Origin of the sequence: Pseudomonas baetica (assembly GCF_002813455.1) — a bacterium.
Taxonomy (GTDB): Bacteria; Pseudomonadota; Gammaproteobacteria; order Pseudomonadales; family Pseudomonadaceae; genus Aquipseudomonas; species Aquipseudomonas baetica.
Genome location: NZ_PHHE01000001.1, coordinates 5,971,413 through 5,991,958, shown reverse-complemented (window position 1 = coordinate 5,991,958; position 20,546 = coordinate 5,971,413). Strand labels below are relative to the sequence as shown.

At 57.1% G+C, this 20,546-nt stretch carries 19 protein-coding genes and 1 pseudogene; 12 read left to right on the top strand and 8 right to left on the bottom strand.

The genetic code is table 11. The features are described 5' to 3' along the window. Nucleotides 1-67 precede the first annotated feature (67 nt). On the bottom strand, nt 68-706 hold the full coding sequence (locus ATI02_RS27730; RefSeq protein ID WP_100847936.1) for an ATPase: 639 nt from the start codon (nt 704-706) through the stop codon (nt 68-70). A gap of 169 nt (nt 707-875) precedes the next feature. On the opposite strand from ATI02_RS27730, the gene ATI02_RS27725 reads away from it, so the two are divergent. From ATI02_RS27725 to ATI02_RS27715, 3 genes and pseudogenes are all read left to right on the top strand, one after another. Continuing rightward, nucleotides 876-1,124, top strand: coding sequence for a hypothetical protein (locus tag ATI02_RS27725; RefSeq protein WP_100847935.1), 249 nt, complete (start codon nt 876-878; stop codon nt 1,122-1,124). 67 nt (nt 1,125-1,191) lie between these two features. Beyond that, nucleotides 1,192-1,686, top strand: coding sequence for a PaaI family thioesterase (locus tag ATI02_RS27720; protein ID WP_100847934.1), 495 nt, complete (start codon nt 1,192-1,194; stop codon nt 1,684-1,686). Between the two features lie 6 nt (nt 1,687-1,692). Further along, nucleotides 1,693-1,800 (top strand): annotated as a pseudogene (locus ATI02_RS27715) (GNAT family N-acetyltransferase); the annotation flags it as partial. Between the two features lie 66 nt (nt 1,801-1,866). On the opposite strand, the gene ATI02_RS27710 reads toward ATI02_RS27715, so the two are convergent. The 4 genes from ATI02_RS27710 to ATI02_RS27695 form a co-directional block, all read right to left on the bottom strand. Beyond that, nucleotides 1,867-4,062 carry an OsmC domain/YcaO domain-containing protein gene (locus ATI02_RS27710; protein ID WP_095191922.1) on the bottom strand — a complete coding sequence of 732 codons (2,196 nt, stop codon included), beginning with the start codon at nt 4,060-4,062 and terminating at the stop codon, nt 1,867-1,869. A gap of 194 nt (nt 4,063-4,256) precedes the next feature. After that, the gene (locus tag ATI02_RS27705; protein WP_100847933.1) at nt 4,257-5,321 is read right to left on the bottom strand and encodes a hypothetical protein; all 1,065 of its coding nucleotides are present in this window, start codon (nt 5,319-5,321) and stop codon (nt 4,257-4,259) included. Between the two features lie 2 nt (nt 5,322-5,323). Then, nucleotides 5,324-6,277, bottom strand: a complete 954-nt coding sequence (locus ATI02_RS27700) for a hypothetical protein (RefSeq protein ID WP_146166122.1) — start codon at nt 6,275-6,277, stop codon at nt 5,324-5,326. Between the two features lie 56 nt (nt 6,278-6,333). Then, complete coding sequence (locus ATI02_RS27695; RefSeq protein WP_100847931.1) at nt 6,334-6,663, bottom strand: hypothetical protein; 330 nt, start codon at nt 6,661-6,663, stop codon at nt 6,334-6,336. Nucleotides 6,664-6,937: 274 nt separating this feature from the next. Here ATI02_RS27695 and ATI02_RS27690 point away from each other — a divergent pair, with 274 nt between their 5' ends. Then, entirely contained in the window at nt 6,938-9,064 is a 2,127-nt protein-coding gene (locus ATI02_RS27690; protein ID WP_100847930.1) for a TonB-dependent receptor family protein, read from the top strand. A gap of 128 nt (nt 9,065-9,192) precedes the next feature. Further along, nucleotides 9,193-9,993: an enhanced serine sensitivity protein SseB gene (sseB, locus tag ATI02_RS27685; protein WP_202864028.1), complete on the top strand. Its 801-nt coding sequence runs from the start codon at nt 9,193-9,195 to the stop codon at nt 9,991-9,993. A gap of 702 nt (nt 9,994-10,695) precedes the next feature. Here the strand turns inward: sseB and ATI02_RS27675 are convergent. Next, the gene (locus ATI02_RS27675) at nt 10,696-11,061 is read right to left on the bottom strand and encodes an avidin-fold protein (RefSeq protein WP_100847929.1); all 366 of its coding nucleotides are present in this window, start codon (nt 11,059-11,061) and stop codon (nt 10,696-10,698) included. Between the two features lie 33 nt (nt 11,062-11,094). Then, a protein-coding gene (locus tag ATI02_RS27670) for an IS3 family transposase (protein ID WP_095191983.1) occupies nt 11,095-12,257 on the bottom strand; the annotation gives its coding sequence in 2 pieces (ribosomal slippage) (nt 11,095-12,002 and nt 12,002-12,257; 1,164 coding nt in all). A 318-nt stretch (nt 12,258-12,575) separates the two neighbouring features. Between ATI02_RS27670 and ATI02_RS27660 the strand changes: the two genes are divergently transcribed. Next, nucleotides 12,576-13,823 carry an IS256 family transposase gene (locus tag ATI02_RS27660; RefSeq protein WP_095191982.1) on the top strand — a complete coding sequence of 416 codons (1,248 nt, stop codon included), beginning with the start codon at nt 12,576-12,578 and terminating at the stop codon, nt 13,821-13,823. 218 nt (nt 13,824-14,041) lie between these two features. Here ATI02_RS27660 and ATI02_RS27655 read toward each other — a convergent pair whose 3' ends face one another. Then, entirely contained in the window at nt 14,042-14,722 is a 681-nt protein-coding gene (locus tag ATI02_RS27655; protein WP_100847927.1) for an alpha/beta family hydrolase, read from the bottom strand. A gap of 95 nt (nt 14,723-14,817) precedes the next feature. On the opposite strand from ATI02_RS27655, the gene ccoN (ATI02_RS27650) reads away from it, so the two are divergent. From ccoN (ATI02_RS27650) to ccoO (ATI02_RS27625), 6 genes are all read left to right on the top strand, one after another. Further along, the gene (gene ccoN, locus ATI02_RS27650) at nt 14,818-16,242 is read left to right on the top strand and encodes a cytochrome-c oxidase, cbb3-type subunit I (protein ID WP_100847926.1); all 1,425 of its coding nucleotides are present in this window, start codon (nt 14,818-14,820) and stop codon (nt 16,240-16,242) included. A 10-nt stretch (nt 16,243-16,252) separates the two neighbouring features. After that, nucleotides 16,253-16,861 (top strand): cytochrome-c oxidase, cbb3-type subunit II, encoded by a 609-nt coding sequence (gene ccoO / locus ATI02_RS27645; protein ID WP_003223389.1) that lies wholly within the window; start codon nt 16,253-16,255, stop codon nt 16,859-16,861. A 3-nt stretch (nt 16,862-16,864) separates the two neighbouring features. Next, a complete protein-coding gene (locus ATI02_RS27640) occupies nt 16,865-17,062 on the top strand; it encodes a cbb3-type cytochrome oxidase subunit 3 (RefSeq protein ID WP_095189482.1) in 198 nt (65 codons plus the stop codon). Continuing rightward, nucleotides 17,059-18,012: a cytochrome-c oxidase, cbb3-type subunit III gene (ccoP, locus tag ATI02_RS27635; RefSeq protein WP_095189481.1), complete on the top strand. Its 954-nt coding sequence runs from the start codon at nt 17,059-17,061 to the stop codon at nt 18,010-18,012. The genes ATI02_RS27640 and ccoP overlap by 4 nt, the downstream gene beginning before the upstream one ends. 481 nt (nt 18,013-18,493) lie before the next feature. Next, nucleotides 18,494-19,936: a cytochrome-c oxidase, cbb3-type subunit I gene (gene ccoN / locus ATI02_RS27630; protein WP_095189480.1), complete on the top strand. Its 1,443-nt coding sequence runs from the start codon at nt 18,494-18,496 to the stop codon at nt 19,934-19,936. Next, on the top strand, nt 19,936-20,544 hold the full coding sequence (gene ccoO, locus ATI02_RS27625; protein ID WP_095047713.1) for a cytochrome-c oxidase, cbb3-type subunit II: 609 nt from the start codon (nt 19,936-19,938) through the stop codon (nt 20,542-20,544). Before ccoN (ATI02_RS27630) ends, ccoO (ATI02_RS27625) begins: the two co-directional genes overlap by 1 nt. The last annotated feature ends 2 nt before the right edge of the window (nt 20,545-20,546 follow it).

Sequence of the window (20,546 nt, the reverse complement as noted above, 5' to 3'; positions counted from 1 at the left end):
AAGGTTCGGTTCAACCGGCAACGGTGCAGCTTCACGGCGCCGCCGTCGCCATTTATGTTTTAAGTGTTCAGCTTGCCGACACCAGCGCCTTGAGCGAACTGTCGAACTGTTTTAATGCCGTGAGTTGCAGGTCACGTTGTTTCTCGATCTGCGCGGCGATTTGCGGCGCCGCCTGGTTGTGAACCCAAACCGATGGCAACTGTTTTTCCACGGCGCCTTCGGCCTTGCCGATGTATTGCAGGTTGGCGTCGTAGAAGTGCGCGGTGAATCGGGCTTCGACCCGATCGTTACGCTGGGTCAACAGGCGATTGAAGGTGTCGAGTTTCACCACGACATCCGGATGGGCCTGCACCAACTCGTCCAGGCTGTCGTAGACGGTCACGGACAAGAACTGCTGCTGTAACGAACTCACTAACCAGTCAACAGCCAGTTCCGGGTCGGAGCTTTCGACGAAGGCCTCGCGGATCCGCGAGTCGAGCGCATCTTTCGCGCCGTTGACCGCCATGTTGTGGTAACGCTCAAGGTATTGCAGATTGTCCAGCGTGTTGTCGCTGTACAACACACCGACTGTTTGCGAGTGCTGTAACGTCGCACTGCTGCCGGTGATGGTCTGAAAGTGATACGACCGGGCGTCATCTGCGTAGGTCGGTGCAGCGGCAGCGCCCATCAGCAGGGCGACAAAAGCCAGTCGAGTCAGAGTGTTCATCGCGCAAATTCCTTGGCTGCGTGTTCGATGGAGGCGATTTTCCGCTCATTGCCGACAAAGCAGAACTTGCGTTTCTTGATGGTCACTATTACTTCTAGCAATAGTTGCGCGGTACGAAGACTGATACACACTCAATACAACTAGAAAAAAATCGAAAGAGGATCCCTTCTTGAGAACGTTTGACCTGATCCGCGACGCCGTCCTGCCCGATTTCCGCGAGCGAGTGGCTGAATACCTGATCCAGTACGAAAGCGTGCTGTTGAACAAAAACGCCACCGATCCGCAGCTCATCAGGGACACCGCTCATCAGTTGCGCGGTTATCTGCGCGGGCTGAACACCACGCGGGTACTGGGCATGGCGTATTGGGAAGAGCTGGACCGACGGGTTGTCGACACATGGCTCACGCCCGAGCAATAACGGATCGGCGCGTCGCCGAATGCCGCATGCGCCTGACCGGCCTCACCACTCCAGGATGACCACACCCATGTCCAGCCTCGACACCTCACTGCAAGACAGCGCCGCGCCGCAAGGCGTTTGTTACGGCTGCGGCGGCAGCAATCCGCACGGCCTGCATATAAAGAGTTATTGGCATGAAGACGGCGTGCACGTTCTCGCGGAGCATGTGCCGGACGCCAAATACTGCGGCTGGCCGGACCTGGTCTACGGCGGGCTGATCGCGATGCTGGTCGACTGCCACTCCAACTGGACGGCAATGGCTTATCACTATCGCGCTGAAAACCGCGAACCCGGCACCCTGCCGCGCATCGACTGCGTTACCGGCAACCTGGGCGTCAAGTTCATCAAACCGACGCCAATGGGCGTAACGCTGACCCTGCGGGCGAAAGTCGAAGGGGAAGTCGGGCGCAAGACCCGGGTAATCTGTGAGGTCTTCGCGGGGGATGTACTGACGGCGGTGGGCGACTCGGTGTTTGTGCGGGTCGATACCGGGCAACTGGCTAACGCCGCGCACGGGCGTTAAGGCTGCATCATCGCCGAAGGTTTTTATGCCTCACTGGGCTTCGAGAAGATCCGCGATAAGTTTCATGGCGTCGAGCGCACGATCATCATGGAGAAACGGTTGAGTCAGGCGTGACGGCCGGCAAAACCTTGGCGAGGGACTTGCGCCCTCGCCACAGGTTTTAAGCGCACACGTCGAAAATCAGCTAGCGATTTTGGCCCGCGCCGCATGCAGCTTCTTGTAGCTCTCGATCAAACGCAAATGCCGATCAAGACCTTCCAGCTTCATGCTCGTCGGCGTCAAACCATAGAAACGCACACTACCGTTCACCGAACCAATCGCCGCATCCATCCGCTCATCACCGAACATGCGGCGGAAGTTGGCTTCGTAGTCGGCCAGTTCCAGATCCTCGTCCAGCTCCATTTCCAGCACTACGTTCACGGCTTGGTAAAACAGACCGCGTTCGACCGTGTTGTCGTTGTATTGCAGGAAGGCTTCGACCAGATCTTTCGCCTGCTCGAACTTCTGCAGGGCGAGATAGATCAGCAGGCGTAGTTCGAGGATGGTCAACTTGCCCCACGGCGTGTTGTCGTCAAACTCGATGCCGATCAGCGTGGTGATGTCGGTGTAATCATCCTGCTCGCTGTTTTCCAGACCCTGGGCCAGGTTACGCAGGCCTACTTTGCTCAAGTTGTGCAGGTTGAGGATATCGGCGCGAAATTGCAGGGCCTTGTTGGTGTTGTCCCAGATCAGGTCTTCGACCGGATAGATCTCCGAGTAACCCGGCACCAGAATGCGACAGGCCTTGGCACCGATGTGCTCGTAAACCGCCATGTAGACTTCTTTGCCCATGTCTTCGAGGATGCCGAACAGGGTGGCGGCTTCCTCGGCGTTGGAGTTTTCACCTTGGCCGGAGAAATCCCATTCGACGAATTCGAAGTCCGCCTTGGCACTGAAGAAGCGCCACGACACCACACCGCTGGAATCGATGAAATGCTCGACGAAGTTGTTTGGCTCGGTCACCGCCTGACCCGAGAAGGTCGGCTGCGGCAAGTCGTTCAAACCTTCAAAACTGCGACCCTGCAGCAACTCGGTGAGGCTGCGCTCCAATGCGACTTCCAGGCTTGGGTGCGCGCCGAAAGAGGCAAATACGCCACCGGTGCGCGGGTTCATCAACGTGACGCACATCACCGGAAACTCACCACCCAGCGACGCATCTTTCACCAACACCGGAAAGCCCTGCTCCTCCAGACCCTTAATGCCGGCCAGAATGCTCGGATACTTCTCCAGGACTTCCTGCGGTACGTCCGGCAGCGCCATTTCGCCTTCGAGAATTTCACGCTTGACCGCGCGCTCGAAGATTTCCGACAGGCACTGCACCTGCGCCTCGGCCAAGGTGTTGCCGGCGCTCATGCCGTTGCTGAGGAACAGGTTTTCGATCAGGTTGGACGGGAAGTACACCACTTCACTGTCCGACTGACGCACAAACGGCAGCGAAACAATGCCGCGCTGGGTATTGCCGGAGTTGGTGTCGAACAGGTTCGAACCCCGCAATTCGCCGTCGCGGTTGTAAATATCCAGGCAGTATGGATCGAGGATCTCCGGCGGCAACTCGTCTTTCGGCCCCGGCTTGAACCAGCGCTCGTCCGGGTAATGCACGAACTCGGCAGTGGCGATGTCTTCGCCCCAGAACTGATCGTTGTAGAAGAAGTTGCAGTTCAGACGCTCGATGAACTCGCCCAACGCCGAGGCCAACGCGCCTTCTTTGGTTGCGCCCTTGCCGTTGGTAAAGCACATCGGCGAATGCGCGTCGCGGATATGCAACGACCAGACGTTGGGCACAATGTTGCGCCACGAAGCAATTTCGATCTTCATGCCGAGGTCGGCGAGAATCCCCGACATGTTGGCGATGGTTTGTTCCAGCGGCAGGTCCTTACCGGCGATGTAAGTGCCCGCCTGCGAGCCGCCATGCGGCATCAGCAGCGCCTGGGCGTCGGCGTCGAGGTTCTCGACTTCCTCGATGACAAACTCAGGGCCGGTCTGCACGACTTTCTTCACCGTACAGCGATCGATCGAACGCAGGATACCGAGGCGATCTTTTTCAGAGATGTCCGCGGGCAATTCGACCTGAATCTTGAAGATCTGGTTGTAGCGGTTTTCCGGGTCGACAATGTTGTTTTGCGACAGCCGAATGTTTTCGGTGGGGATGTTGCGTGTGTCGCAGTACAACTTTACAAAGTACGCCGCACACAAGGCCGACGAAGCCAGAAAGTAATCGAACGGCCCCGGTGCCGAACCATCGCCCTTGTAGCGAATGGGCTGATCGGCGATCACCGTGAAGTCATCGAACTTGGCTTCAAGTCGAAGGTTGTCGAGAAAGTTGACCTTGATTTCCATGCGGGATTACCAGAATACGGCTAAACGAATGGTCGCCATTATCCGGTTTTTCCGCGGGAAGTCTTGCCCTTTCGGGATTCGCCGCTGGCCGGCAGCACGCCGCTGGTGCAGCGTTCATGCGGTTTGCCAAAGCCTGTAGAGCCCATCGCGAACGCACGCAGCAACGCGTCAAAAGGCTGCTTTTTTGATGGAAATTACTCTTTCAACACGCTTGAAGGCCCCTTGTCGGACTGTGTCAGCTTTGAGGACGAGGAAGCCGCTTGCGATTCAGGATTGCGGTCAAGCCCCAGATACTTGCCGACAGCAGGCATACTTCGAAGCTCGACAATGTTGTATTCAATGCCCTTCATGCCCTCTTTTCCGCAACATGGATATACCCGGCCGTTGATAAAGGTGTCTTTTCGCACCCCCATACCATCACCGTACTGTTCTGCGGTAAACGCAGGCCGATCGAAGGTAACAATGGATGGATCGCGAATACGTTCAATCAGTGCATCTATTTCACGGTTTACCTTGCCCACAATAAAATCGTGTCGCGCCTCAGATGCCTCCACTGCCTTAACCTGTTCCAATACCTCTTTTTTTAAAAATGCACATTTCTGATCATATAGTGCGGCAGTTTTCACTTCACAGACCGATAAATAATCCATATCTGTGATTTCAGGATTTCTTTCTGGCGCCTGTTTCAAGTCATCCAGACGCCTCTTCGCAGCCTCCCCGACCAGATACTCTCCGGTATCATCCAGGCACGCACTCGCTACTCTGGCAGCTTCCTGAATTACACATCCCGGTGGTAATCCCAGCACATGCGCACACCTTAGAATTTCCTGGTAGGTGCCTTTATCAATTGCGCTACAACACAAGTTATTCATCAGCGTCCAGTTTTTTACTTTTGTTTCGATCGACCCATTCAAATAGTCCTCTGCGGCGTTCACCCCTACCATCAATGAGTCCAGGTTTTCCTTGATAACCGTGTTTTTGGCTTTGACTGCATGAGTCGCCAACACTTCCCTGTCAAAAACGCCTAATGTTGACAGGATATTCGGCAATGCATCCTTTACCCAGACACTCGCCAGTTCTTTTACAGCCGATGAAAGATCATCATCACCCGAGATAACATCGCCATTTCGCTGCCTGAACAAAATGGAAGGAATCGCCAATATACTTACCAAGGCTTTATTGACATGAACAAACTGTGCCAACTTACCCTTATAGTCAGCTTCGTTGATACCCTCATCCTGGAGAGCAAAGTATGCCAACCCTATAGGAGAGTCCTCGCAAAAATTCCTTTTAAAAAAAGCTCGCGTGCGACCACAATCAATTCCGCACTTTCGAAGCCATCCATTGAAATATTCATTTGAGAATAAACAGCCGCCCCACCCGCCTTTTTCACTTCGGCGTTAATTATTCCAATATCGCCATGGCGAATATCAGACCACCCTTGCGCAAACAGGTACTCCTTGCAAAGATCAACCAACTTCGCAAGGTTAATATCTTTTTCCCCTCCCGGCTTGATTGATTCTTTTTTGACGGGCACAGGTTCTACTTCCGAAAGCTGCAAAGCCTCAATCTCTGCTGAAACTTCCTGATTGGCTGACGACTTTGAAGCATCATCCTCGTTGACGAGTCCGACAATACTTTTATCCAAAGCATCAATTTCTGCATGAATCGCTTTGTCCTTCAATGCCATCTTTTTGATTTGGCGCATGGCGGCTTCCATCTTGAGATAAACCGCCCCGATCTCTGGCTTATTCGGCTTTCCATCTATTTTGGGAATAAGAAACGGCGGCATACCGATCTCAACGATATCGTTGGCATCACTTTCCAGAACGAACCCCAATTCGAACAAGTTCGAAAGCGGCCCGGAGGTGGTAAAAATCACATGGGCGTCCAATCCCTTATAGTCATGCCCGATAAATTCGAACTCAAACCCTACAGTATTATGTTCCCTCATTAGCCTGCGCATGCACGTCCCTGACAAAGCATTCTGATAATCACGTTGCGACTCGATGTACTCCTTCGCTGTGAGTCTCTGTATCGATGTGTATTGAATAGCGGGCCGCAGACTTTCCGGGTTTAATGCCGATGCAGGCTTGGCGCTGGTTGCAGCGCAGACATTCAACGGATTCAAGGGGCACTGGCAGGCTACTATCGAGCTTGCGCTCGATGAACCGTGGTTGAAGCGCTCAATGGTTTCGCAGAGGTGGCATTTCATATAAGCGTCCGAGCAGAGTGCGAGGAGGCCCCCAAAGACTGAGACCGTTAGTCCATTTATGTCAAAGCCAGCAACATCCTCCCCATACGCTCATGGGGTGTAATACGTTGATCAATCAAGAGCTGATGAACATCGTTCTGCCGCATGAAATCCCCGCCCAATGAAAGGGATAATTCTACAAACGAAATAATGTCCCGATCCTGCGTGAACCCATAGGCGTGCGCTTCACGGATGCAATGCGTCAAGCGTGCGAGCCACGCTGTATCAGTTCCTCCAGCGACCGCCTCTGCATGAGCGGCTTTCATGTCCGGAAAAATTTGCCGGGCGAACTTCAAGATTAAATCGTCGGAAAAAAAAGCTGTCTGTTCTGACCGAATAATGTGCATGGGTTGCAGTCCTTGCTGAAGTGCGCTGATCGATGAATGCGTGACCATTGGCGGCAGTGACAGTGTTCAACAGCCTTTCAGATGCAAGATGACTGACCGGCCTATCCAATGCCTCGCCGCTGGCTCCTTGCCCAGTGGATTAGCGTAGATCCCGTGAACGAATCTGCTGTTTAATTTCACCCCATGGGCAAAAAACAAAGTCGCCATGTGTTTCCATCTCTCCTTTCTACGTCGCACTGTTCATCGCCTGTTTTTGACCGTCTGGAGTTCTTCAATGCCCGCGCCCAAATCCCTGCCCGTTACCCTGCTGGGCCTGGCCCTTGCCTGCCCGGCCGTGGCCGAAACCCAAGGTATGGAGCTGGGCCAGGTGCTGATTTCGGCCGAGGAGCGCAGCGGCGCCGACGCCTCCGTTGAGGACGCCAAAGCGCGCCTGGCCGAGGTGCCCGGCGGCAGCAACGTGGTCGACATGCGCCAGCCGTTGCAGGGTCGCGTGGCGAGCAATCAGGATGTGCTGGCGTATCAACCGGGGGTTTACGCGCAGTCGGCGGGTAATGAAGGGGTGAAAATTTCGATCCGTGGTTCGGGCATCAACCGCGCACCCGGCGCTCATGCTTCCGGGCTGTATACGCTGCTCGATGGCCTGCCGCTGACCGGTCCGGGCGGTACGCCTTACGAATTGCTCGAGCCACTGTGGGTTGATCATGTTGAAGTGCTGCGCGGTGCCAATGGCTTCGACCGTGGCGCACTGGCGTTGGGCGGCGCCATCGATTACGTCAGCCACACCGGCTATACCGCGCCGAAATTGCAGGTGCGCTACGCCACCGGCAGCCACGGTTATCAGCAGCGTCAGGTCAGTTCCGGGCAGGTGCTGGGCGACTTTGATTACTACGTCTCGCTGACCGATTCGAACGCCGACGGCTATCAGGATCACACCGCCAGCGAGAGCAAAGGCGTAATCGCCAACTTCGGCTATCGCTTCAACCCGAACCTGGAAACGCGCTTCTACATTCGTTATCGCGAGACCGACAACGACCTCGCCGGGCGCGTGACCAAACACGCCATCGAGCACAGTCCACGGGCAGCCAACCCGGCCTATGTGTCGCGCGACGACAGCCGCAAACAACCGGGCAGCACCTTCATCGGCAATAAAACCACGTTCTACATCGACGACGATTCGAGCATCCAGACCGGCCTCGTCTACCACGACTACCCGATGGATCTGCGTGAAGGCCCGAATCGTCTGAAGGTCGCCTACACCGACGTCAGCGGCACCTTCGACTACAAGCGCCGCGACACCCTGTTTGGCATGGAAAGCCGCAGCACCGTCGGCCTGCGCGTGACCAAACATTTGCCCAACGACGGCGCCAGTGAATTTGTGCGCATCCCAACGGGCAACACCGCTGGCTACGCGTCGGGCACGCGCATGCGCAATTTCACTTATCAAGGCTCGGACACCGTCCTGCACGTTGGCAACGACCTGGAAATTGCTGACGACTTGTGGCTGACCACCGGCCTGGCCGCCCTCTACACCCGTCGCGAAAGCGCCGTCACTTACCCCGAGGGCGGCGGCAAAACCAGCATGAACGACTGGGACTACGCCCCCCGCCTCGGCCTGCGCTACCAGATCACGCCGGACGTGCAAGTGTTCGGTAACCTAAGCCGCTCGGTCGAAGCACCGCACCCGTGGTCGCTGATTTACAGTTCCAACGTGCGCTTCCCGGCTGGTAACGGTGCGGCGACCGGCACCCAGAAAGACCCGATCAAACTGCAAAACCAGACCGCCACCACCCTCGAACTCGGTGGACGCGGCGACAGCGCATTCGGCGAATGGAGCCTGGCCTGGTACTACGCGCAAGTGCGCCACGAATTGCTTTCGGTACTCCCGGACGCCAACGCCGTGACGCCTTATGAACTCAACGCCAGCCCGACCGTGCATCAAGGCGTCGAAGCCAGCCTGAACAGCAAACTCTGGTCAGCCGCTGATGGCCGCCAATTAAGCCTGCGTCAGGCGTACACTTTCAGCGACTTCCATTACCGCGATGATGACCGTTTTGGCGACAACCGCTTGCCGGGGTTGCCGATGCACTACTACCAGGGCGAGTTGCGTTATGACTGGCCGCAGGGATTCTTCGCTGCTGTGAATACGCAACTGGTGTCGAAAGTCGCGGTGGATTACGCCAACAGTTACTACGCCGATCCGTACGCGCTGTTTGGCGCGACCGTGGGTTACAACGCACCAAAGGGTGACTGGCAGACTTGGGTGGACATGCGCAACCTGACCAACAAGCACTATGCGGCGACGGTTACGCCAGGGTATGACGACAAAGGGCTGGATGCAGCGCGGTCGACACCGGGTGAAGGGATAGGGGTTTATGTTGGGGTTTCGTGGAGTTTGCTCTGAGGCGACGAACGATTTCCAATGTAGGCGCGAGCCTGCTCGCGAAAGCGAATGCCCATTCACTATTGAAGTCAGTGAAATAACACCTCGGCGTTTATCATCGGTTGTTGTCTGTTTTTTATGGAGTACGGATGGACATCATGGACACCCAGCAAGAAAACGCGCTCGAAAAAAGCCTCCGCCTGGCCGCCGACGAACCCGCGCATCGGCCAGAGTTTTTCCGAACCTTACTGAGCGCGTCTGTTTACGTGCTCGGTACGACGGGCACGAGCGACGGCGTCGTGAATCTCGAAGCGGGAAGCAAAGTCAGCATCGCGCATTGGGAAAAAGCCGATGGCAACCCTGTCATCCCGTTTTTCTCCTCGCTGCAAACCCTGCAAAAATCCATCGACAGTGAAGAGTCCTACCTGGAACTGCCGGCCAGATCTTTGTTCGAGATGACGCAGGGCGCCACCCTGTTTCTGAATCCAAAGTCGCCGTATGGCAAAGAGTTCTTCCCGGAAGAAGTACGCAATCTGCTCTCCGATCAGGTTGGCCAAAAAGCAACAACGCGCACGGTGGAAAAAGAAACGAAAGTCCTGCTTGGGCAACCAGCGCAGTACCCGACGAAGATGGTGCAGTCGCTCACACAGCTACTCGCCAAACACCCCAACGTATCGCGCGCCTTTCTGGCGATGATGCACGACACATCAATCGACGAAAAACCTCATCTGATCGTGGGCATCGAGGTCGATGGCGACTTCGAGCGGGTGATGCGCGAAGCCGGGAATGTCGCGGGAGATACTGCTGCGCCCGGTGAGCCGGTTGACCTGTACCGCGTGACTGCAAGTGAATCGGGCTTGAGTGACTATTTTCTTAGAGAAACAGCGCCCTTTTATGAGCGCAAGCCAGTGAGTAAATGGCGTTCGTTCTTTGGTTTTGGCAAGGCGTAACAGCGCTCAGCGCCAGTCTGCTTCTGAAAAATCCAGCAAGCCAGTGGCCGTGGGCAAGATCCTTGGGAGAGTTGGCAGCACATCCGACGCAAATGTGCCTGATGCGCAGCTTCACATCAGGACTACAGGGGGCCGTGTCATTGCCTACAGAACTTGCGGAAGTGGCTGGCTTGCATGCTTTTCCCTTCAGCCTTATCGTTCCGTTCGTCACTGTCCAACCGCTAAAGGGCACTGGACCTACAAGATATGACGCGAGCTTGATCAAACCGAGAAGGAGCGGTTGACGTCTACGTCGACCCCGCCTAATCTGCTCCCATCCCGCCCAAGGCAGTACGCCGTCCTAACCATCCAGGACGTGCCAAACCCTTGGGCGTTTTGTTATCAGGAAGAAAGCATGCCCACAGCGGTATTGGTCGATGGCGCCTTTTTCATCAAGCGCTTTCGAAGGATTGAACCTCACAATGCGTTCAATGCTGAACGTGCTGCTGACCTTGTTCATCGATGGGCTACAGCCCACCCTTCATACTCGACCCGATGTGGCAAAGCATCCCCGATGGGCTGATGGAGCATATCGACGGTTTGCGTTCAACATGTCCGAAGCCACCGCTTCGAGATATTGCTCTCTAAATCCTAAGGAGGCGAGGTAGCTTGGAAGCTGAACAGAATCACCATCCCGGCTTCCACATGGATTAAGACCTTCCGTTACGCGACCAACTCAACATAACTCGACTCCCCGCCCCCGCTCGCCCCCGACAACCAACCCCATACGAAACTCAACGTAGTGCGCCCCGCCTCATCAACGCCAACCGTGCCGCGCGAACAACCCGCGCGAATCTCGCCTTCCACGGTGATGCACTGATAAAGCAGTTCGATGGTATTGGGCCCGGTCACGCGTCCGACCTGATTGCCGATGCGGATATGCCCGCCCTGATAAGTCCCCCAAACCGCCTCGCCCTCGACATGGTAGTGAAAGACTGTGCGTGCATCGGACAGCCCTTGGGCGTTGTTCGCTACGGAGAATCGGCGGTTGTTCAAACGTTCGGTGATTTGAGCGAAGGCAGTTTCCATGTGTGTCGCGTCCTTTGGTCGAGAGTGTAGTGGTCAACTAATCCCGGACACGACGTTAAGTTTTTTCTCGGCCTGAGCTGGGGCCAGTCCGTTGTTGAATTGGTGCGGTCTAATCCAGTTGTACCGATGCATCAGGTAATGACTGATGTCGCGGTGCGCTTCTTGAGCTGTCATGTAGCCCACGGTCGGTATCCATTCAGTTTTCAAGCTGCGAAACACACGCTCCATCGGCGCGTTATCCCAGCAGTTTCCACGACGGCTCATGCTTTGGCGCATGCGGTAACGCCAGAGCCGTTGGCGAAACTGGCGACTGCCATATTGCGAGCCCTGATCCGAGTGAAACAGAAGCCCTTGAGGCCTGCCACGCTGTTCGTAAGCCATGTCCAACGCCTTGATGACCAGATCCGCATCCGGCTTGTTCGACAGCGCCCAGCCCACCACTCGGCGCGCGTAAAGATCCATAACGACAGCCAGGTAATGCCATTTCCCTTGAGCCCAGATGTAGGTGATGTCGCCACACCAGACCTGATTCGGCGCCGGCACATCAAACTCTCGATTCAATATGTTCGGAATGTCAGGCCGCTCAACCGTCGCTTGTTTGTAGGCATGTGATCCAGGTTGTTTACTGACCAACTCCAGTTCCCGCATCAGGCCTCGCACCTTGAACCGCCCAATTTGCTCGCCGTCTTCCTGCATCATCGACACGATGCTGCGGCTACCGGCGGCGCTTCGACTTTGCGTAAACAGTTCGTTAACCCGGCTGCGCAACCGAAGCCGCTCAACGTCTGGAGTTCGGCGCCTGAGACGATGGGCGTAGTAACACGAACGAGTGACGTCAAAGACTGCGCAAAGCCAATCAACCGGCTCTTGGGGGCTCAGTTGATCAATCAGCGCGTGCGCTCGTGCTCTTCCGACATCAAGAGCGCGGTAGCCTTTTTTAAAATGGATTTCTCCCGCTCAAGTCGAGCGATTCGAGCTTCCAATTCCTGGATTTTCTGTTGCTCTGGCGTCAGCGCTTTACTCTGCGGAGTAACGCCAGTGCGCTCCTGCTGAAGCTGATTAACCCAGCGGCGCAACGCGGACTCAACCACACCAAGCGAGCGGCTGGCTTCGATATGGCTATAGCCTTGATCGAGCACGAGGCCTGCGGCCTCGCGTTTGAATTCAGCGGAAAAAGAACGACGTTGTTTGGTCATCAGACACCTCTATCTGGCGAGCATTCTCGCCTAAATGGGTGTCCGGTTTCATTAGACCACTACAGAGCGCAGCGACCGTTTGGCGCAGCCAAACACAGCGAGAGGAGGTGCAGCGAAGCAAACCGTAGGCGCTGCGCCCGGATCGATTCCGGAGCGAAGGGACCCCGAGCCTCAGCGAGCGGGCCGCACGTAGGAGCAAGCGTTTTTGGTTACTTTTTAGGCGTTTGTAAAAAGTGACCCGCCGTAGGGGCGGAACCCTAAGTGGCGGGGGTGTCAGAAATTTTGTGTTCGGGCATAACATGAGTAAGAGGTGCATGTATGCCAACCAAAAAGAAACCCCTGCGTGACCTACCAAAAATCCCCAAGGAGCTGCTCGAAGAGTTCGGTGAGGGGCTGATTACCGCAGAGGCTATTGAAGACGCTTCTGCGGCCTTCAAGAAGGCCTTGATTGAGCGAGCATTGAGTGCCGAGCTCGGTCACCACCTGGGGTATCCGCCGGGCGCGCAGCGCCCAGAGGATGAAACCAACCAGCGCAATGGCAAAACGGGCAAGACGATTTTGACGGGGGATGGCCCGCTGCGGCTGGAGATTCCCCGTGATCGGGATGGCAGTTTTGCCCCCATTCTGATCCCCAAGCATGAGCGGCGTTACACCGGTTTTGATGACAAGATCATCGCCATGTATGCCCGAGGCATGACCGTTCGAGAAATCCGCGCTTTCCTCTCTGAGCAATACGGGACGGACGTTTCCCATGACTTCATCAGCTCAGTCACGCACGAGGTGATGGAGGAAATTGGTGCGTGGCAACAGCGACCGCTTGAGCCGATGTACCCAGTCATTTTCTTCGATGCGCTGCGGGTCAAGATCCGAGAAGAAGGCCTTGTCCGCAACAAGGCGATTTACTTGGCGCTGGGTGTTTTACCCGATGGAACGCGCGATATTCTTGGTATCTGGATCGAAAACACCGAGGGTGCGAAGTTCTGGATGAAGGTCTTCAACGACCTCAAGACCCGCGGCGTAGAGGACGTGCTGATCGCCGTGACTGACGGTCTCAAAGGCATGCCAGAGGCGCTAAGCGCAGTATTTCCGGCAACAACGCTGCAAACATGCATCGTCCACTTGATCCGCAACAGCCTCGATTACGCGGCGTGGGACAAGCGCCGTGAGCTGGCCAAGGCGCTAAAACCGATCTATCAAGCCATCAACGCAGAAGCGGCTGAGGAAGCACTGGATGCCTTTGAAAATGGCCCTTGGGGTAAGCAATACCCAACGGTGGTGGCGGCCTGGAGACGAGCCTGGGATCGAGTGATTCCATTTTTTGTCTTCCCGCCTGCCATTCGAAAAGTGATCTATACGACCAACGCTATCGAAAGCATCAACGCTCAGCTACGCAAGATCATCAAGACCCGGGGCCACTTCCCGACGGATGACGCAGCGACCAAGCTGATCTGGCTTGGGCTGCGTAACATCACGGCAAACTGGGGCTCGGCGGCTCATGACTGGAAGAGTGCGATGAACCAATTTGCGATTCTGTACGGAGATCGATTTATCAGGCCGACCTGGTAAAACCCGGCCTGCCTGACGGCAGGCCATTACCGGCCCGCACACAAAAAATCTGACACTCTCTAAGTGGCCGTTACCGCAGGAATGGATATGTACCCAAAAAATATGTCGTAGCTGAAATCGATACCCCCCAGCCCTCCCGAAACGTCGGACCGCCCCCATGGGGGGCGAGGGGGAAGGGAGCAGATCTTCATGCAGTTCAAAATCTCAGCCCGGCTCGGTCACTTGCTGAGAAACTCGGATATATTCTGCGCGGCGCTAGCCAAATGCTGTTCATGGGTAAACCCGGAAACCTTCAATGGCTTCAGGTCATGATCCCCGGCCGCTAACCACGCCACCTCAATACTCGGTGACAAGGTGTAAGCCCCAACCGCCTCACGATTGCCCAACGCATCCCGCTCCCCCTGCACAATCAACGTCCGCGTCTGCAAACCAGCCAAATGCTCAACCCGTGGCTTCTCCGGCTTCCCCACCGCATAAAACGGATACCCCAGACAAACCAACGCATCAGCCCCCAACTCGTCGGCCAAGAGACTGGCCATCCGCCCCCCCATCGACTTCCCGCCAATGGCCAAAACCCCAGCGACATGACGTCGCACCTCGGCATACACCTCACGCCAGCATTCCTGCAATTTCACAGCAGGATTCGGCGGTCGCTTCACCCCATCAACGCGCCGCTGCGCCATATAAGGAAACTCAAAGCGCAACACGTTGACCCCAAGTGCAGCAAGGCGCCGAGCTATGTCAGTCATCCAGTCGCTATCCATCGGCGCCCCAGCCCCATGCGCCAGGATCAGCGTCGCCGAAGCCCCACCACTGGCGGCATCCCAAAGCCATCCATGATCGAGCACGCACTGCGCCCATTGATCCCCGTCAATACTGGCCTTGTGCTGTTTGTCCATGCTTGCCTCGCTTTTAGTCTGCCTATAACTCCAGACGAAGGATTCGCAGCGTTTTCTGCGTGCGCTCACTTCGGCTGAACCGTGGATGGGGAACCATGAACACTTCTATCAGTACCGCCTACAACTACAAGGTGGTCCGCCAATTCGCCATTATGACGGTGGTGTGGGGCATCGTCGGCATGGGGCTCGGGGTTTTTCTCGCGGCCCAATTGGTCTGGCCCGAACTCAACTTCGATTTACCCTGGACCAGTTTCGGCCGTCTGCGCCCACTGCACACCAACGCGGTGATCTTCGCGTTCGGTGGCTGTGCGCTGTTCGCCAGTTCGTTCTACTCGGTGCAACGCACCTGCCAGACTCAGCTGTTTGCGCCGAAAATCGCCGCGTTCTGCTTCTGGGGCTGGCAACTGGTGATCCTGCTGGCGGCCATCAGCCTGCCACTGGGTTACACCAGTTCCAAGGAATACGCCGAGCTGGAATGGCCGATCGACATCCTGATCACCATCGTCTGGGTCGCCTACGCCATCGTGTTCTTCGGCACGATCATGCAGCGCAAGACCAAGCACATTTATGTGGGCAACTGGTTCTTCGGCGCGTTCATCATCACCGTGGCGATTCTGCACATCGTCAACAACCTTGAGTTGCCGGTGAGTTTCACCAAGTCCTACTCGGTGTACGCCGGTGCAACCGACGCGATGGTGCAATGGTGGTACGGCCACAACGCCGTGGGCTTTTTCCTCACCGCCGGTTTCCTCGGGATGATGTACTACTTCGTACCGAAACAGGCCGAACGTCCGGTGTACTCGTATCGCCTGTCGATCGTGCACTTCTGGGCCCTGATCACCTTGTACATCTGGGCCGGCCCGCACCACTTGCACTACACCGCCCTGCCGGACTGGGCGCAGTCGCTGGGCATGGTGATGTCGCTGATTCTGCTGGCACCGAGCTGGGGCGGCATGATCAACGGCATGATGACCCTCTCGGGCGCCTGGCATAAATTGCGCAGCGACCCGATCCTGCGCTTCCTCGTGGTGTCGCTGGCGTTCTACGGCATGTCGACTTTCGAAGGCCCGATGATGGCGATCAAAACGGTCAACGCCCTCTCCCACTACACCGACTGGACCATCGGCCACGTACACGCCGGCGCCCTCGGCTGGGTGGCGATGATCTCGATCGGCGCGCTGTATCACATGATTCCGAAAATCTTCGGCAAAGAGCAGATGCACAGTGTCGGTCTGATCAACGCGCATTTCTGGCTCGCGACCATCGGCACCGTGCTCTACATCGCCTCGATGTGGGTCAACGGCATCGCCCAAGGCCTGATGTGGCGCGCGGTGAACGAGGACGGCACGCTGACCTACTCCTTCGTCGAAACCCTGGTGGCCAGCCACCCAGGCTTTGTCGTGCGGCTGATTGGTGGGGCGATCTTCCTCAGCGGCATGTTCCTGATGGCTTACAACACCTGGCGCACCGTGCGGGCCTCGCAGCCTGCTGACGTCGTCGCTGCCGCGCAGATGGCCTGAGGAGTCCGCCATGAAACACGAAACGATTGAAAAGAACGTCGGCCTGTTGATGTTGCTGATGGTGTTCGCCGTGAGCATCGGCGGCCTGACCCAGATCGTCCCGCTGTTCTTCCAGGACGTCACCAACAAACCGGTGGAAGGCATGAAGCCCTACACCGCGCTGCAACTGGAAGGCCGCGACATTTACATCCGCGAAGGCTGCGTCGGTTGCCACTCGCAGATGATCCGACCGTTCCGCGCCGAAACCGAACGCTACGGGCACTACTCGGTGGCCGGTGAAAGCGTCTGGGATCACCCGTTCCTGTGGGGTTCGAAGCGTACCGGCCCGGACCTGGCCCGGGTTGGCGCGCGTTACTCGGATGACTGGCACCGCGCGCACTTGTACAACCCGCGCAACGTCGTGCCTGAATCGAAAATGCCGGCCTATCCGTGGCTGGTCACGCAAGCGGTCGACAGCAGCCACACCGAAACCAAGCTCAAGACCATGCGCACCCTCGGCGTGCCATACACCGACGACGACATCAGCGGCGCGGTGGCCAGCCTCAAGGGCAAGACCGAAATGGACGCGCTCGTCTCCTACCTGCAAGTGCTCGGCACTGCGATCAAGAGCAAGAGGTGAGCCATGGTCATTGAAATGAGTGCAGGCCTGATTCGCGGCCTCGGCACGGTCGTGGTGTTCGTCGCCTTCGTCGGGCTGACGCTGTGGGTGTTCAACCGCAAGCGCACCCCGGAATTCGCCGAAGCGCGCCTGCTGCCATTCGCCGACGAACCGCTACCCGACACAACCCCAGTATCTGAACCAAGGAGTACCCGGCCATGACCACCTTCTGGAGTACGTGGATCTGCGTACTGACCATCGGCAGCCTGATCGGCCTGACCTGGCTGCTGATCGGCACCCGCCGGGGCGAGACCAAGGGCAGCGTCGACCAGACCATGGGCCACAGCTTCGACGGCATCGAGGAGTACGACAACCCGCTGCCGCAGTGGTGGTTCATGCTGTTCGCCGGCACGCTGGTGTTTTCCGTGGGCTATCTGATCCTGTATCCGGGCCTGGGCAACTGGAAAGGCATTCTGCCGGGCTACGAGGACGGCTGGACCGGCGTCCACGAGTGGGAAAAGGAGATGAACAAGGCGGATGCCAAATTCGGCCCGATCTTCGCCAAGTTCGCCGCCATGCCGGTGGAAGAAGTGGCGAAGGATCCGCAGGCGCTGAAAATGGGCGGCCGCTTGTTCGCCTCCAACTGCTCGGTGTGCCACGGCTCGGACGCCAAGGGTGCCTTCGGCTTCCCTAACCTGGCTGACAGCGACTGGCGCTGGGGCGGCGATGCCGACACCATCAAGACCACCATCATGGGTGGGCGGATGGCGGCGATGCCAGCCTGGGGCGAAGTACTGGGTGAGGCCGGGGTGAAGAACGTTGCTGCCTACGTTCGTCATGAACTGGCCGGGCTGCCATTGCCGGCCGACAACAAGGCTGATCTGCAAGCCGGACAACAGGCGTTCAGCACGACCTGCGTCGCCTGTCATGGGGCAACCGGCCACGGCACTGAAGCCATGGGCGCGCCGAATCTGACGCACCCGGCCGGATTTATCTATGGCACCAGCCTGACCCAGCTTGAACAGACCATTCGCCATGGTCGCCAAGGCCACATGCCGGCGCAGAACGAACTGCTGGGCAACGATAAAGTGCAATTGCTGGCGGCTTATGTGTACAGCCTAAGCAATGGATTGAATACAGAAAAACTGATTACCGAAGACAATAAACAGTAAATATTGCGTACATCTCTGCCGCACCATTCTCGGTGCGGCAGATCCCGCCCCTTTGCGACGCATTGTCGCACCCCTTTACACCCTCTCCTTTCGGTTCCCCGGATTCGGGTCTACGCTTGGTCGATGCGGACTGGCTCGCGCCGGTTCCAGGTCAACGCTAACCGCTGTGTTCTTCGAACCGGCTGACTGACGTGGCCGCAAAGGCCGGTAGATACCGGCTGTCGTGCCATTTACCGTCCGTCACCCGAACGAATCGTTTGAACACACCCCGTTACGCGCGATCTGAACCCCTCGCTTTTTTCGTCCGCTGCGACATTTTGTCCGAGGCCAATTTTGACCTTACGCGGCGCATGGAAAGGCCGCAGAATCAGCGTTGGAAAGCATTGACCCAGGTCATGGCGCGTTGCAATGACCCCCTGCTCTCTGCATACTTGCGGCCGATTTTAATCCTAATAAAACACCCAAACCGTGGAACCTTAGAATGAGCACAGCAATCAGTCCGACTGCTTATAACTATAAGGTAGTCCGCCAGTTCGCCATCATGACGGTGGTCTGGGGGATCCTTGGCATGGGGCTCGGTGTCTTCATCGCCTCGCAACTGGTCTGGCCGGAATTGAACTTCGGTCTGCCGTGGACGAGCTTTGGACGCCTGCGCCCGTTGCACACAAACCTGGTGATTTTTGCCTTCGGTGGCTGTGCACTGTTTGCCACTTCCTACTATGTCGTGCAGCGAACCTGCCAGACGCGACTGATTTCCGACAGCCTCGCCGCCTTCACCTTCTGGGGATGGCAAGCGGTCATTGTCGGCGCGATCATTACCTTGCCGCTGGGTTACACCACCACCAAGGAATACGCGGAACTGGAATGGCCACTCGCCATTCTCCTGGCCATTGTCTGGGTCACCTACGGTCTGGTGTTCTTCGGCACCATTACCAAGCGCAACACCAAGCACATCTATGTCGGTAACTGGTTCTACGGCGCGTTCATCGTCGTGACCGCGATGCTGCACATCGTCAACCACATGTCGCTGCCGGTCAGCCTGTTCAAGTCGTATTCGGCTTACTCGGGTGCCACCGACGCGATGATCCAGTGGTGGTACGGCCACAACGCCGTGGGTTTCTTCCTGACCACCGGCTTCCTGGGGATGATGTATTACTTCGTGCCGAAGCAGGCCGAACGTCCGATCTACTCCTATCGCCTGTCGATCGTGCACTTCTGGGCGCTGATCACCCTGTACATCTGGGCCGGCCCGCACCACTTGCACTACACCGCGCTGCCGGATTGGGCACAATCGCTGGGCATGGCGATGTCGATCATCCTCCTGGCGCCAAGCTGGGGCGGCATGATCAACGGCATGATGACCCTCTCGGGCGCCTGGCATAAGCTGCGCACCGACCCGATTCTGCGCTTCCTCGTGGTATCGCTGGCGTTCTACGGCATGTCGACCTTCGAAGGTCCGATGATGGCGATCAAGACCGTCAACTCGCTCTCGCACTACACCGACTGGACCATCGGCCACGTACACGCCGGCGCTTTGGGCTGGGTGGCGATGATCTCGATCGGCGCGATCTACCACATGATCCCGAAACTGTTCGGCCGTGCGCAGATGCACAGTGTCGGCCTGATCAACGCGCACTTCTGGCTCGCGACCATCGGTACCGTGCTGTACATCGCGTCGATGTGGGTCAACGGCATCACCCAGGGCCTGATGTGGCGTGCAATCAACGACGACGGCACCCTCACCTACTCGTTCGTCGAAGCGCTGCAAGCCAGCCACCCGGGCTTCATCGTCCGTGCGCTGGGCGGTGCCTTCTTCGCCAGCGGCATGTTCCTGATGGCTTACAACGTCTGGCGCACCGTGCGCGCCTCGAACCCGGCTGAAGCCGAAGCCGCCGCCCAGATCGCTGTCGTTGGAGCTCACTGATGAAGCATGAAGCTGTCGAGAAGAATATTGGCCTGCTGGCCTTCTTCATGGTCATCGCCGTCAGCGTTGGCGGCCTGACCCAAATCGTTCCGCTGTTTTTCCAGGACGTCACCAACAAGCCGGTCGAAGGCATGAAGCCGCGTTCGGCGCTGGAACTGGAAGGCCGCGACGTCTACATCGCCAACGGTTGTGTCGGCTGCCACTCGCAGATGATCCGTCCGTTCCGCGCTGAAACCGAACGCTATGGCCACTACTCGGTTGCCGGGGAAAGCGTCTGGGATCACCCGTTCCTGTGGGGATCCAAGCGTACCGGTCCGGACCTGGCCCGTGTGGGCGGTCGTTACTCCGATGACTGGCAACGTGCGCACTTGTACAACCCGCGCAACGTGGTGCCTGAGTCGAAAATGCCGGCTTACCCGTTCCTCGTGGAAAACAAGCTCGACGGCAAAGACACGGCCAAGAAAATGGAAGTGTTGCGCACGCTCGGCGTCCCTTACACCGACGAAGACATCGCCGGTGCAAAAGATGCCGTGAAGGGCAAAACCGAAATGGACGCGCTGGTGGCCTACCTTCAAGGCCTGGGCACCATCATCAAAAGCAAACGGTGAAT

Coding starts and splice junctions, on each gene's coding strand:
- ccoP (WP_095189481.1), top strand. CDS start 17,059: ATGACCACCTTCTGGAGTACGTGGATCTGCGTACTGACCATCGGCAGC.
- ATI02_RS27675 (WP_100847929.1), bottom strand. CDS start 11,061: ATGGAAACTGCCTTCGCTCAAATCACCGAACGTTTGAACAACCGCCGA.
- ATI02_RS27700 (WP_146166122.1), bottom strand. CDS start 6,277: ATGAAATGCCACCTCTGCGAAACCATTGAGCGCTTCAACCACGGTTCA.
- ccoO (WP_095047713.1), top strand. CDS start 19,936: ATGAAGCATGAAGCTGTCGAGAAGAATATTGGCCTGCTGGCCTTCTTC.
- ATI02_RS27695 (WP_100847931.1), bottom strand. CDS start 6,663: ATGCACATTATTCGGTCAGAACAGACAGCTTTTTTTTCCGACGATTTA.
- ATI02_RS27640 (WP_095189482.1), top strand. CDS start 16,865: ATGGTCATTGAAATGAGTGCAGGCCTGATTCGCGGCCTCGGCACGGTC.
- ATI02_RS27710 (WP_095191922.1), bottom strand. CDS start 4,062: ATGGAAATCAAGGTCAACTTTCTCGACAACCTTCGACTTGAAGCCAAG.
- ATI02_RS27730 (WP_100847936.1), bottom strand. CDS start 706: ATGAACACTCTGACTCGACTGGCTTTTGTCGCCCTGCTGATGGGCGCT.
- ccoN (WP_095189480.1), top strand. CDS start 18,494: ATGAGCACAGCAATCAGTCCGACTGCTTATAACTATAAGGTAGTCCGC.
- ccoN (WP_100847926.1), top strand. CDS start 14,818: ATGAACACTTCTATCAGTACCGCCTACAACTACAAGGTGGTCCGCCAA.
- ATI02_RS27655 (WP_100847927.1), bottom strand. CDS start 14,722: ATGGACAAACAGCACAAGGCCAGTATTGACGGGGATCAATGGGCGCAG.
- ATI02_RS27690 (WP_100847930.1), top strand. CDS start 6,938: ATGCCCGCGCCCAAATCCCTGCCCGTTACCCTGCTGGGCCTGGCCCTT.
- ccoO (WP_003223389.1), top strand. CDS start 16,253: ATGAAACACGAAACGATTGAAAAGAACGTCGGCCTGTTGATGTTGCTG.
- ATI02_RS27660 (WP_095191982.1), top strand. CDS start 12,576: ATGCCAACCAAAAAGAAACCCCTGCGTGACCTACCAAAAATCCCCAAG.
- ATI02_RS27720 (WP_100847934.1), top strand. CDS start 1,192: ATGTCCAGCCTCGACACCTCACTGCAAGACAGCGCCGCGCCGCAAGGC.
- sseB (WP_202864028.1), top strand. CDS start 9,193: ATGGACATCATGGACACCCAGCAAGAAAACGCGCTCGAAAAAAGCCTC.